The sequence below is a fragment of the Acidovorax sp. A1169 genome, from assembly GCF_030704685.1.
Taxonomy (GTDB): Bacteria; Pseudomonadota; Gammaproteobacteria; order Burkholderiales; family Burkholderiaceae_C; genus Acidovorax.
Map to the genome: position 1 here is coordinate 1 of NZ_JAUZDX010000021.1, position 13145 is coordinate 13145.

The following is a 13145-nucleotide window of genomic DNA, read 5'->3' on the forward strand; positions in this document are numbered from 1 at the left end:
GGGCCAAGAAAAGGCGACCCCCAGTCTGCGTCCCCCGTTCGCCCTGTAGGGCGAACGGGGGCAACCTGCGATGCTCGGATCTGGGGTGGTGCCGATGAACTCGCTGCGTTCTTCGAACTCCGCTCAAACAGCATCGGCAAGCTAGAGCACGAAGTGCGTGTGTCCTTCGGCACACGCACCCACCCCAGCCCCTGCGCTTCTCGGCGCAGCCAGCAGGGGTGGGGAGCGGGGACAAAGACGGCTGCTGCTGCGCAGCTACGCCGGATGTCGGTTACGCGCTGCGCGCTGCCGACGGGCGGCGCAGCCGCCCTGGCGAGCCGAGCGCAGCGAAGGCGCAACGGGCCGAGCGAAGCAATGGCCCGAGTGGAGCCCGCTCCCACCCCCTTCTGACCGTGCCGAGAAGCGCAGGGCCTGGGGTGAGCGCGTGCCGAAGGACACGCGCATCGTTGTCTGGCTCGCCGAAGCTGTTTGACCGGAGCTGCCCCGCAGAGGCAGCGCAGGGAGTTCTTCGGCGCCACCCCAGGACCGAGCATCGCAGGCTGCCCCCTCGCCCCCGGCGAGGGGGACACGGGCAGCGGGGTCGCCTTTTCTTGGCCTACCTTCTTTTGGCGACGCAAAAGAAGGTAGGTGCGCCGCCGGGCGCACACCCCGGCCTCCGCCCTTCAATCAACAACTGAAGCAACCACAGACCCAAAGGCCGCGAAGCTTCAAACAAAGACAATCAGCCCACCGTATCCCGGCTAACCCCAGCCGTCTGGCTGAACCCGCCATCGACATAAGTGATTTCAGCCGTCATCCCCCCGGCCAGATCCGACAGCAAAAACGCCGCCACATTCCCCACATCTTCAATCGTCACATTGCGGCGCAATGGAGAAGAATCCGCCACCATCGACAGCAGCTTGCCAAAGTCCTTGATCCCGCTGGCAGCCAGCGTCTTGATCGGCCCGGCGCTGATGCCGTTCACACGCATGCCCTTGGGGCCGAGCGCTTCGGCCAGATAGCGCACGCTGGCTTCCAGGCTGGCCTTGGCCAGGCCCATGGTGTTGTAGTTGGGGATGGTGCGCAAAGCGCCCAGGTAGCTCAGCGTGATCAGCGACGATTTTTCGTTGAGGTAGGGCAGGGCCGACTTGGCCATGGCCGGGAAGCTGTAGGCGCTGATGTCGTGCGCGATGCGGAACGACTCGCGCGACAGGCCTTCCAGAAAATCGCCGGCAATCGCCTCGCGCGGGGCGAAGCCGATGCTGTGCACGAAGCCATCGAACTTTGGCCACACCTGAGCCAGGTCGGCGAACATGCGGTCGATCTGCTCATCGCTGCCCACGTCGCAGTCGAAAATGAGCGTGGAGTCAAACTCGGCCGCGAAGTCGGTGATGCGGTCCTTGAAACGCTCGCCCACGTAGCTGAAGGCAAGTTCTGCGCCCTGCGCGTGGCAGGCCCGGGCGATACCGTAGGCGATGGAGCGGTTGGACAGCACGCCCGTGATGAGCAGCTTCTTGCCGGTCAGAAAACCCATGGTTTGTTCTCCTGTGGAATTGGGGGGGATAAGTAACATAAATGGCGGTGAAGGGCCTGGGGTAAGCACCGCGCATGGATATGCGCCATCCGCAGCAGAGCCGGCCGAACGTAGTGCAGAATTGTCGCATGCGGTATTGGCTTGCTTTTTTGCTGATGGGTTGTTGCACGGCTCCGGCCTGGGCCGCGCACGGCTATGCGCTGTGGGGTGACCTCAAGTACCCGGCCGGGTTTGCGCATTTCGACTATGTGAATCCTGATGCACCAAAGGGGGGCGAGCTGCGAATGGTGAGCAACCTGCGCTACTCCACCTTCGACAAGTACAACCCCTTCACCATGAAGGGGTCGCCGCCGGCCTACCTGTCGGACCTGCTGTTCGAGACACTGCTCACGGGCTCGATGGACGAGACCGCTTCGGGCTACGGGCTGCTGGCCGAGGACGTGGACGTGGCGTCCGACCGGCTGAGCGTGACGTTCCGCCTGAGGGCCGAGGCACGCTTTCACGATGGCAACCCTGTGGAGGCGGCAGACGTCAAGCACACGTACGAGACGTTGATCAGCCCCCAGGCTGCCCCCGGCTACGCTACCTCGCTGCAGGAAGTGGCCGGCGTGGACGTGATCGACAAGCGCACCGTGCGCTTTCGCTTCAAGCTGCCCAATCGCGAGCTGCCGCTCACGGTGGGCAGTCTGCCCATCTTCAGCCGCGCCTGGGGTCGCCAGGCCGACGGTAAGGCCAAGCGCTTCGATGAAATCGTGACCGAGACACCCATCGGCAGCGGCCCATACCGCATCGGCCCGGTGGCCTTCGGGCGCGACATCACCTATGCGCGCGACCTCAACTACTGGGGCCGCAACCTGAACGTGAACAAGGGCGCGTTCAACTTCGACAACATCACCGTCAAAATCTACAAGGACAACACCGCCCGGCTGGAAGCTGTGAAGGCCGGCGAGTTCGACTTCATGACCGTGTACTCGGCGGGCGATTGGGCGCGCCGCATCAACGGAAAGCTGTTCAAGCAGGGTGTGCTGGTAAAGAAGGACATGAAGCACCGCTTGCCTGCGGGCTTTCAGAGCTATGTGCTCAACACCCGCCGGCCCATGCTGAGCGACCCGCGCGTGCGCGAGGCGCTGGGTCTGGCCATCGACTACGAGTGGATGAACCGCCAGATGTTCTACGGCGGCTACCCGCGCGTGACCGACCTGTTCGGCAACACCGACTGCCAGGCCACCGGCACCCCCGGCCCCGAGGAGCTCAAGCTGCTGGAGCCCTGGCGTGGCAAGGTGCCCGACGCTGTGTTCGGCCCCATGTACCAGCCGCCGGTGACCGAGGGCGAGGGACACTCGCTGCGCGAGAACCTGCGCCGTGCGCGCCAACTGCTGGCCGATGCGGGCTGGACCTACCGCGATGGTGCCCTGCGCAACGCCAAGGGCGATGCCATGGTGATCGAGTACCTGGACAGCAGGGAAGGCGGCGCCCGCGGCCTGGCGCCGTGGATTCGCAACCTCGAAAAGCTGGGCATTACCCTGCGCTTCACGGCGGCGGACTTCGCGTTGTACCAGCAGCGCATGGACAAGTTCGACTTCGACATGATCACCCTGAACTACCAGGGCACCTACAACCCGGGCCAGGAGATGCAGGAGTACTTCGGCAGCAAGCGGGCCGACGTGGAAGGCGCCAGCAACCATTCGGGTGTGAAGAGTCCGGCCGTGGACGCCATCGTGACCGCACTCACTCGCGCCGACACCAAGGCCGAACTGCTGCCCGCCTGCCGCGCGCTGGACCGCGTGATCATGCACAGCCACTATTTGATTCCGCAGTGGACCCTGTCGTCGCACCGCGTGGTCTACAACCAGCAGCGCCTGGCCTACAAGGAGCCCATGCCCCCGTATGCCAAGGCTGAAGAATGGCTGATGTTCTCCTGGTGGAGCATCAAGAAGCCATGATGATGACGGCCCAACCCTGAACCGCCGGAGCCCAGCCACACGCCATGCTTGCCTACATCGCCAAACGCCTGCTGCTCATGCTGCCCACCTTGCTGGGGGTATTGCTTCTGACCTTTGCGGTGATCCAGTTCGTGCCCGGCGGCCCGGTGGAGCAGTACATGGCCGAGGCGCGCGCCGCAGCGGGCAAGGGGCGTGGTGCGGAAGGCGGCGGCATGGTCTACCGCGGTGACCAGGGCGTGGACCCCAAGCGGGTGGAGCAGATCAAGGCGCTCTACGGCTTCGACAAGCCCGCGCATGAGCGTTTCTTCATCATGCTCGGCCAGTTCGCACGCTTCGACCTGGGCAAGAGCTTTTTCCAGAACAAGAGCGTGTGGGACCTGGTCAAGGAGAAACTGCCCGTCTCCATCAGCCTTGGCCTGTGGACCTTCTTCATCAGCTACCTGGTGGCCGTGCCGCTGGGCGTGGCCAAGGCGGTGCGAGCGGGCTCGCGCTTCGACCTGGTGACCACGCTGCTCATCCTGGTGGGCTATGCCATACCGGGCTTTGTGCTCGGCGTGGCGCTGCTGGTGATCTTCGGCGGCCAGTTGCAGTGGTTCCCGTTGCGCGGGCTGGTGTCCTCCAACTGGGAGCAGCTCAGCTGGGGGGCGCGCATCGTGGACTACCTGTGGCACATCACGCTGCCGGTGACGGCCATGGTGGCGGGCAGCTTCGCGGTGACGGCCATGCTCACCAAGAACGCCTTTCTCGAGGAGATTCGCAAGCAGTATGTGCTGACGGCGCGGGCCAAGGGCCTGTCGGAGCGGCAGGTGCTGTGGAAACATGTGTTCCGCAACGCGCTGATTCCCATCATCACGGGTTTCCCGGCGGCATTCATCGGTGCCTTCTTCGCCGGCTCGCTGCTCATCGAGACGCTGTTCTCGCTCGATGGCCTGGGCCTGCTCGGCTACGAGAGCGTGATCCGCCGCGACTACCCCGTGGTGCTGGGCACGCTGTACCTCTTCACCCTGATCGGCCTGGTCACCAAGCTCATCAGCGACCTCTGCTATGTGTGGGTTGACCCCCGCGTGAAGTTTGACTGACCGCATGAACGTGCCCTCTGCAAGCCCCTCCAGCAGCACCGCAGCCGCCATGCCGGCTGCCGCGCCAGCGGCCTCCACGGCCCTCGTGTCCCTTTCTCCCTCGCGCCGGGCCTGGCTGCGCTTCAAGCGCAACCGCCTGGGCTTCTGGAGCCTGGTGATCTTCTGCGTGCTGGTGGTCATCAGCCTGGCGGCCGAGCTGGTCAGCAATGACCGGCCCCTGATCGTGCGATACGAAGGGCAGACCTACTTCCCCATGCTCCAGATCTACCCCGAAAAGACCTTCGGTGGCGATTTCGAGACCCCCACGGACTACCTGGACCCCTTCATCCAGCAGCGCCTGAGCGCCGGCAGCAACTGGGCGCTCTACACCCTCATCCCCTACGGCCCCACCACCCTCAATTACTTCGCCAAGGAGCCCAATCCATCGGCCCCCACGCGGGACAACTGGATGGGCACCGATGACCGCGGCCGGGACATGGTGGCCCAGTTGCTCTACGGCTTTCGCGTCAGCGTGCTGTTCGGCTTGGCACTGACCTTCATCGGCACCGTGCTGGGCATCATCACCGGCGCGATCCAGGGCTTCTTCGGCGGCAAGACGGATCTGGCGTTCCAGCGCTTCATCGAGATCTGGGGCTCCATGCCCGAGCTGTACCTGCTCATCATCTTCAGTGCGCTGTTTGCGCCCAGCATCTCCTTGCTGCTCATCCTGCTCTCCCTGTTCGGTTGGATGGGACTGTCGGACTATGTGCGCGCCGAGTTCCTGCGCAACCGCCAGCTCGACTACGTGAAGGCCGCGCGCGCCCTCGGCGTCAGCAATGCGCAGATCATCTGGCGCCACATCCTGCCCAACAGCCTGACCCCTGTGGTCACCTTTCTGCCGTTTCGCATGAGTGCCGCCATTCTGTCGCTCACCGCCCTCGACTTCCTCGGCTTGGGCGTGCCACCCGGCACCCCGAGCCTGGGCGAGCTGTTGAGCCAGGGCAAGAACAACATCGATGCCTGGTGGATATCGTTGAGCACCTTTGCCGTGCTGGTGATCACCCTGCTGCTGCTGACCTTCATGGGCGACGCGCTGCGCGACGCCCTGGACCCTCGCAAGGCCGATAAATGAACGCAGCATCTGTGACGGGCGCAGCCCATACCGGCCCATTGCTCGACGTGCGCGACCTGCACGTCCACTTCGGCACCAAGGAAGTGGTGTGCGGCGCGAGCTTCAGCATCGCCCCCGGCGAAAAGCTCGCCCTGGTGGGCGAATCGGGCTCGGGCAAGACCATCACCGCGCTGAGTTTGCTGCGCCTGGCGGGCGATGCCCGGGTGTGCGGCCAGGCGCTGCTGCGCGGGCGCGACCTGCTGGCCCTGAGCGAGCGCGAGATGCGCGGCGTGCGCGGTGGCGAGATCGCCATGGTCTTTCAGGAGCCCATGACGGCGCTGAACCCGCTGATGACCATCGGCCAGCAGATAGCGGAGATCCTGCAGCTCAAGAAGGGCCTCACGGGCGCGCAGTGCGCCCAGGCGGCCATCGAGCTGCTGGCCAAGACCGGTATCCCCGAGCCTGCGCGCCGGGCCAATTCCTTCCCGCACCAGCTCTCGGGCGGGCAGCGCCAGCGCGCCATGATCGCCATGGCCCTGGCCAGCGAGCCGCAGCTGCTGCTGGCCGACGAACCCACCACCGCGCTCGACGTGACCTTGCGCGGCCAGATCCTGGACCTGCTCAGTGATCTGCAGCGCCAGACCGGCATGGCCGTGCTGCTCATCACCCACGACCTGAACCTGGTGCGCCGCTTTGCTGACCGCGTGGCCGTGATGGAGCAAGGCGTGCTGGTGGAGCAGGGCGCCGTGGCCGAGGTGTTCGGTGCGCCCCAGCATGCCTACACCCGCAAGCTGATGCAAAGCCAGCCCCAGCGCGACGTGATCGAGGCTGCACCCGCGCCCGGCACCCCGCCCGTGCTGCAGGCCAGCGATCTGCGCGTGGTCTATCCCACGCCATTGCCGGGCCTGCGTGGCTGGTTCAAGAAGGGGGAGTTCGTGGCCGTGCAGGGCGCCAGCCTGGCGCTGCCACCCGGCCGCACGCTCGGGGTAGTGGGTGAATCGGGCTCGGGCAAGTCCACCCTGGCGCAGGCCATCCTGGGGCTGCTGCCTTTTGGTGGAACACTGCAGGTGGCGGGGCAGGGCTGGCAGGCGCCGGCCATGCGCAATTCACCGGCCAACCAGCAACTGCGCCGCAAGGTGCAGGTGGTGTTTCAGGACCCGTTCTCATCGCTGTCGCCACGCCTTACGGTGGAAGAAATCGTGGGCGAGGGCATGCGCGTGCACGAACCCACGCTCAGCGTGGCCGAGCGCCGCACCCGCGTGGAGGCGGCCCTGGCCGAGGTGGGCCTGACCGAGGCGCAGTTCCCCGGCCTGCTGGCGCGCTACCCGCACGAATTCTCGGGCGGCCAGCGCCAGCGCCTGGCCATTGCGCGCGCCCTCATCGTGCAGCCGCAGCTGCTGGTGCTCGACGAGCCCACCAGCGCGCTCGACGTCACCATCCAGCAGCAAGTGCTCAAGCTGCTGCAGCGTCTGCAGAAGGAAAAGGGCCTGAGCTACCTGCTCATCACCCACGACGTGCAGGTGATACGCGCCATGGCGCACGAGGTGCTGGTGATGAAGGACGGCAACGTGCTTGAAAGCGGCCCCGTGGGCCAGGTGCTCGACGCGCCGCAGCACCCTTATACGCGGCGACTGGTGGAGTCCGCCGGGCTGGACTGATACAGATTTGCCTTCAACCGGCTAGCGTCGTTGGGTCGCCTTGCCGTGCTATAGCACTGTCTGCGGCTTACCGCCTAGCTATCCGATTGAATGCAAATCCGTATGAGGTTCGCGTGCCCGCACGCGGTAGCCGGCCGACAGCAGGTGCACGTCCCAGCGCTGCTGCAGCGTACCCCATATCCCCTTGGGCAGGAACAGCGCAAACAGCATGGCGATGGCCCCCAGCCCGATGAGGTAGGCCACGCCCTGGCCGCCCCACCAGGTCTCCACCGCAAAGAACAGCAGCGCGCCCAGGATAGGGCCTTCCATGGTGCCGATGCCACCCACCAGCACCATGAAGATCATGTAGGCCGTCCACTGCACGCTGAAGTACGTTTTGGGCTGAAAGCTGATCGACGTGGCCAGCCACAGCCCCCCGGCCAGCGCGCAGCCGAACGCCGACAGCACGAACACCAGGCGCTTGACGGCCACCACGCGCACGCCGATGGAGATGGCTGCCGTCTCGTTGTCGCGGATGGCCTGCGCCGCCGTGCCCACCTTGCTGCGCAGCAGCAGGAACACGGCCCAGCACAGCCCCGCCATGGCCGCCAGCGCCGCCCAGTAGGTGTAGGCACGCCGTTCGTCGGCGGCGTACTGCTGCAGCGCGATCATGGAGGTGCCGGTCTCGCCCTGCACCAGGCTGTCCAGGTTCACGCACAGGTGCGCCAGCGCGGCCACCACCCACATGCCGATGGCGAACTCGCCGCCCTGCAGGCGCAGCATGAAGGCCGCCAGCGGCACCGCCACCAGCGCCACCAGCACGGCACCCAGCAGCAGCGCGTGGTAGGGGTCCAGGCCGGCATCGGCCAGCCGGACCATGGCGTAAGCCCCGAGCCCGAAGAATGCCTGGTGGCCAATCGACACCAGCCCGGCATAGCCTGCCAGGGCATTCCACATCACCGCCAGGATGACGTAGATGAACAGCGTGGTGAGCCGGTCCACCGTGCCCGCCTGCAGCCACAGCGGGCCCAGAAAGAGCACGGCCAGCAGTGGCACCGCAGCACCGGCGCAGACACGGGATGCGCGCGTCCAGCGATGAATGGTCCAGGCGGGCTGGCCCGCAGGTGCAGGAGAAGGGGAACTCATAGGGAGGCTCATGGTGTGGGCTGGCGACGGGTGGAAAAGAACCTGCGCAGTGCGCCGCTCGCGTAGAGCCGGGCCAGCAGGATGGTGAGGAAGGTGGCATGCCCGGCGATCAGAAAGCCCTGGGGATGCACCTGCGCCCCCAGGTTCTGCGCCACGCCCAGCACCACGCCGCCCAGCAGCGTGCCCCACAGCGAGCCCGCTCCGCCGATGATCACGGCCTCGAAGGCAAAGATGAGCTGCTGCGGCCCCGAGAACGGATCGAACGTGGCCCGCATGGCCAGCGATGCCCCGGCCAGGGTGACGGTGACCATGGTGATGGCCGAGGCTGCGGCGAACACGGCCCCGGTGTGCACGCCCACCAGGCGCGCGGTGTCGGCGTCTTCCGAGGCCGCTCGGATCTGCCATCCCAGCGCCGTGTGCGCCAGCATCGCGTGCAGTCCGCCCAGCAGGGCCACAGCCAGCAGCAGCACCATCGCGGGCAATTGGCCCACGTAGATGCCGCCGGGCAGCTCCCAGCTGTCGTAGGCCAGCGTGCCGATGGCGGTGGCCAGCGAGCGTGTATCGGCCCCGAAGTGCTGGAACAGCAGGTTGTCGATCACGCTGGCCAGGCCGAAGGTGGCGAGCAGGGGCACCAGTGCCCCCAGACGTGCGCTGCGCTCCAGCACCAGCCGGTGCAGCACCCAGCCCAGCAGCGCCATGGCCGGCAGCACCGCCAGCAGGGCCAGCAGCGGGTGCCAGCCCAGGGGCTCGGCCAGCAGCCACAGCAGGTAGGCGGCTACCACGGCCAGGCTGCCATGGGCCAGGTTGATGATACGCATGACGCCGAACATGAAGGACAGCCCGCAGGCCAGCAGGGCGTAGTAGCCCCCCAGCAGCAGGCCCTGGATGAGTTGATTGAGCAGGTTCATGCGGGCATCTCGTGGGGGTTGTCGGCAGGCGCCACGCCCGGGTTGCCAGCGGGGTGACCCGCGGGCGCGCTGCCGGGCCGCTGCGCACCGAAGTAATGCGCGGTGATCTGCGCACGCGAGAGTTCGGCAGCGGGCGCATCGGCCACCACGCGGCCTTCGAGCATGCAGACGATGCGGGTGGCAACGGCCTGCACACGCTGCAGGTCCTGCTCCACCAGCACCAGGGTGGTGCCCTGGCCCACCACGCCCCGCAGCGCGTCGTATACGCCTTGCACCGCCAGGGGCGACAGGCCCAGCGATATTTCGTCGAGCAGCAGTAGGCGCGGGTTGGTCATCAGCGCGCGGCCAATGGCCACGGCCTGCTGCTGCCCGCCCGACAGCTCGCCCGCCCGCGCATGCAGCTTGGGCTGCAACTGCGGGAATGCACCGAGCACCGTGTCCAGCGTCCAGGGCCCGCGCCGGCCGGCTGCCCGTGCCACCAGCAGGTTCTCGCGCACCGTCATGCCGGCAAACAGGCGCCGCCCTTCGGGAACCAGCGCCAGCCCCCGGGCCACGCGCTGGTGGGCGGGCATGCGGGTGATGTCCTCGCCGTCCCACCGCAGCGTGCCGCTGCTGGCGCGGTGTGCGCCGGCCACGGTACGCAACAGCGTGGTCTTGCCCGCGCCGTTGGCGCCCACCAGGGCCAGGATGTCGCCCGGGTGCACCTGCAGCGACACACTGCGCACGGCAGGCAGTTGCCCATGGTGGGCGTCCACAGAACCGATTTCCAGAAGGGCGCTCATGCCACCACCCCGCCCAGATAGGCCTCGACCACCGTGGCGTCGGCCAGCACGGCCTGCGGATCGCCGCTGGCGATGATCCGCCCGCCCTCCATGCACACCAGGCGCGTGGCCACCTGCAGCAGCACGTGCACGAGGTGCTCGATCCAGACGATGGCGATCTGGCGGCTGCGGATGGCGCGCACCAGGTCCACCAACTCGCTCGCCTCGGCATCGGTCAGGCCGCCCCCGATTTCGTCGAGCAGCAGCACGGTGGGCTGTGTGGCCAGCGCGCGCACCAGCTCCAGCCGCTTGCGGCCCAGCAGGCCCAGGGTTTCCGCGCGGCGGTTGGCCAGCGTCCCCATGCCGCACAGGTGCAGGGCCTCCATGGCCCGGTCGCCCGCATCGCGGGCGTTCAGCCCGGCACCGTGCGTGGCGGCGGCCAGGACGTTCTCGAACACCGTCATGCCCAGGAACGGGCGCGGCACCTGGTGGGTGCGCGCAATGCCCGCGCGGCAGCGGTCTGCCGCGCCCCAGGCGCCCACATCCACACCCTTGAACCACACGGTCCCCTGGCTGGGCGCATGCGCCCCGGCCAGCACGTTCAGCAGCGTGGTCTTGCCCGCGCCGTTGGGCCCGACGATGCCCACGGCCTCGTCGGCACCCACGGAAAAATCCAGCCGATCCAGCACCTGGAGCGCGCCAAAGCGCATCCCTATGCCCTGGGCCTGCAGCAGCAATGGGCCGCCCGCAGGCAGGCCCCGTGGTTGGGGTTGTGCCATGGCCGCTCAGCTGTAGGACTGGAGCGCCGCCGCCACCGGAATGCTGCGGTCGTTGGCGTTCTCAGTGATGATGATGTCCAGCTTGAACTTGCTGCCCTGCGCAGGCTTGACCCACTGCGCTCCCACCACCGGCGTCACCGACACATTGGGCACGGGCCCCTTGGCAAAGTCCACCGGCCCCTGCATGGTGGTGGCCTTGAGCGTGCTGATGGCACGCGCCAGGGCCGCCTTGTCGCGCGGGTTGGTGCTGGCCTTCAAGGCCTCGGTGCCCGCATCGAACAGCGACATGGTGGAGCCCAGCATCTGCGTCCATTGCTTGCCGGTACTGGCCTCGTAGGCATCGGCCAGTTGCACCCCGGTGAGCCCGGTGAGCGGCGATGCGTACGGAAAGGTCTTGTGCCAGAAGCACCCGGCGCCCAGGTTCACCGCCAGCGGGCCCAGGGCCTCCACCTGCGAGGGCACCAGGCCCGTCTTGGCGATCTGCGCGATCTTCACCATGCGCGTGTAGCCCTGCTGGGCCGCCTGCCGCCAGAAGGTGGCAAAGTCCGGCGGGATGGGGAAGGTGTTGAAGATCTCGCAGCGCTCGGCCTTGAAGCGCGCTATCTGCGCAGAGAAGTCGGTGGTGCCATTTTCATAAGGCCCCGCGTCCACCACGGTGAAGCCAGCCTTGCTGAGCTCGGGCGCCAGCGTGGCGCGGATGGCGTTGCCGTCGGCATCGTTGGGGTACAGCACACCAATCTTCTTGTTGGTGGGCAACGCGGAAAACTGCGAGGTGTACGACCGGGTAAAGCTGCCGCCGCCGAACGAGAAGTGGTAGGTCCACTTGAAGGGCGAAGGCGCGCCGGGCTTGGCGCCCCGGCCGAAGTACCAGGCCTCCCACGGCATCACGGTGGACAGGCAGGGCACGCCCGCCGCCTCGCACGCATCCGACACCGGGTTCACCGTCTCGGGCGTGGTGGTGGTGAGCATGAGGTCGATCCTGTCGTTGTTGATCAGGCCCTTGGCCAACTGGCTGGCGCGGGCCGGGTCCGACTGGGTGTCGCGGTCCAGGATCTCCACCGCGTACTTCACGCCGCCAATGGTCAGGCCCGCAGCCAGCGTCTTGCGCACCTGGGCCAGGATGAAGCTGTCGGTCTCGCCCAGTGCGCCCAGCGGGCCGGTGCGGGGGCTGATGAAGCCCACCTTGAGCACGGGCGCCGCAGCGGCGGCCTGGGCCCACAGCGGGCCGGAGCCCAGGGCCAGGCTGCCGGCGCCGGCCGCAGTGATCAAGTCACGGCGCGAGAGTTTGCGGAGCGTGGTCGTCTCGGTGGCCACAGGGGATGAAAGCGTGTTGTTCATGGGAATTCCTCAAAGGGGTTGGTCGCGGGGTTCAGAAAGGCACGGTGGTCTTGAGCCAGAACTGCGAGCCCTGGGCGCGGTTGCGCACACCGAACTCCTTCTCGAGCTTGGCGGTGATGAGCCAGCCCTTGCCGTCGGCGTAGCGCACGGAAGGCCCGATCGACTGGCTGCGGCCACGCGAGCCCGCCAGGGCCACGCCACCCACCTTGTCATCGCTCCATTGCCGGTACAGGTAGCCGCCCACGCCCAGCACCCAGCCGTTGCCCAGGCCCCAGCCCGCGGCGTAGTCCACGATGAATTCGCGGCCCGAGCGGTAGTTCGTGTCGCTGTTGGTGCGGTTGAAGTTGAGCGTGGCCTTCACATCGCCGTTGAAGCCGCTGGGGTCCATGAAGGTCAGCACGCCCAGGGGCTGCACCGACAGGTAGTTGCGGCCAATGTTGGCCTGGCGCGTGCGTTCGTAGGCCCCGGTGGGCAGCACGGCGTCCAGGCCCAGCACGCTGTGCAATTGGGCCGAGTGGTGCCAGGCCACCCCAGCGCCGACCGTCACGTCGCCCAGGCCGGTGCGCGAGTCGCTTGCCCCGCCGGCCCGCACCGACAGGTCCACCAGCGGCAGGATGGCGTGCGCGGTCACCTGGCCGCCCAGCGCCTGCTGCGGTGTGATCCAGATCAGGCGCGTGGCCGCCGCCGCCGCGCGCACCTTGAAGCCGGGGATGGGCACGGCGTTGCCCTGGCCATCGTTCACGCGGCTGGTGGTGTAGTAGTTCAGGTACTCCAGCACATACAGCCCGGGTGGCGGCGCAGCACCGGCCATGAAGTTCTCGGTGCCCAGCGGGTAGGTGGAGCCACCGCCTTCGGTGGCAAAGGCGGCCGTGGACGAGGCGCAGGCAAGTGCCGCCAGCGCCAGGCGGATATTTTTCGTTGTCATGTTGTCTCCTGGTTCATTCGTGTTGT

At 67.2% G+C, this 13145-nt stretch carries 11 protein-coding genes; 4 read left to right on the top strand and 7 right to left on the bottom strand.

Annotated features, from left to right (window positions below; all coding sequences use genetic code 11):
• Nucleotides 1–721: 721 nt before the first annotated feature.
• Entirely contained in the window at nucleotides 722–1513 is a 792-nt protein-coding gene (fabI, locus tag QYL93_RS25680) for an enoyl-ACP reductase FabI (protein WP_305746325.1), read from the bottom strand.
• 128 nt (nucleotides 1514–1641) lie between these two features.
• On the opposite strand from fabI, the gene QYL93_RS25685 reads away from it, so the two are divergent.
• From QYL93_RS25685 to QYL93_RS25700, 4 genes are read left to right on the top strand one after another with little or no spacing between them, the layout of a single operon-like run.
• A complete protein-coding gene (locus QYL93_RS25685) occupies nucleotides 1642–3456 on the top strand; it encodes an extracellular solute-binding protein (RefSeq protein ID WP_305746326.1) in 1815 nt (604 codons plus the stop codon).
• Between the two features lie 44 nt (nucleotides 3457–3500).
• The gene (locus tag QYL93_RS25690; protein ID WP_305746327.1) at nucleotides 3501–4535 is read left to right on the top strand and encodes a microcin C ABC transporter permease YejB; all 1035 of its coding nucleotides are present in this window, start codon (nucleotides 3501–3503) and stop codon (nucleotides 4533–4535) included.
• Nucleotides 4536–4584: 49 nt separating this feature from the next.
• Nucleotides 4585–5646 (top strand): ABC transporter permease, encoded by a 1062-nt coding sequence (locus QYL93_RS25695; RefSeq protein ID WP_370877039.1) that lies wholly within the window; start codon nucleotides 4585–4587, stop codon nucleotides 5644–5646.
• Nucleotides 5643–7283, top strand: a complete 1641-nt coding sequence (locus tag QYL93_RS25700; RefSeq protein WP_305746329.1) for an ABC transporter ATP-binding protein — start codon at nucleotides 5643–5645, stop codon at nucleotides 7281–7283. Before QYL93_RS25695 ends, QYL93_RS25700 begins: the two co-directional genes overlap by 4 nt.
• Before the next feature lie 78 nt (nucleotides 7284–7361).
• Here the strand turns inward: QYL93_RS25700 and QYL93_RS25705 are convergent, their stop codons facing one another.
• The 6 genes from QYL93_RS25705 to QYL93_RS25730 are packed head-to-tail and all read right to left on the bottom strand — an operon-like array spanning nucleotide 7362 to nucleotide 13119.
• A complete protein-coding gene (locus QYL93_RS25705) occupies nucleotides 7362–8408 on the bottom strand; it encodes a branched-chain amino acid ABC transporter permease (RefSeq protein ID WP_305746330.1) in 1047 nt (348 codons plus the stop codon).
• Nucleotides 8409–8416: 8 nt separating this feature from the next.
• Complete coding sequence (locus QYL93_RS25710; RefSeq protein ID WP_305746331.1) at nucleotides 8417–9316, bottom strand: branched-chain amino acid ABC transporter permease; 900 nt, start codon at nucleotides 9314–9316, stop codon at nucleotides 8417–8419.
• Nucleotides 9313–10098: an ABC transporter ATP-binding protein gene (locus QYL93_RS25715; protein ID WP_305746332.1), complete on the bottom strand. Its 786-nt coding sequence runs from the start codon at nucleotides 10096–10098 to the stop codon at nucleotides 9313–9315. The genes QYL93_RS25710 and QYL93_RS25715 overlap by 4 nt, the downstream gene beginning before the upstream one ends.
• Entirely contained in the window at nucleotides 10095–10856 is a 762-nt protein-coding gene (locus QYL93_RS25720) for an ABC transporter ATP-binding protein (protein WP_305746333.1), read from the bottom strand. Before QYL93_RS25720 ends, QYL93_RS25715 begins: the two co-directional genes overlap by 4 nt.
• A gap of 6 nt (nucleotides 10857–10862) precedes the next feature.
• Nucleotides 10863–12194 (bottom strand): ABC transporter substrate-binding protein, encoded by a 1332-nt coding sequence (locus QYL93_RS25725; RefSeq protein ID WP_305746334.1) that lies wholly within the window; start codon nucleotides 12192–12194, stop codon nucleotides 10863–10865.
• Nucleotides 12195–12225: 31 nt separating this feature from the next.
• Complete coding sequence (locus QYL93_RS25730; RefSeq protein WP_305746335.1) at nucleotides 12226–13119, bottom strand: transporter; 894 nt, start codon at nucleotides 13117–13119, stop codon at nucleotides 12226–12228.
• Nucleotides 13120–13145 lie beyond the last annotated feature (26 nt).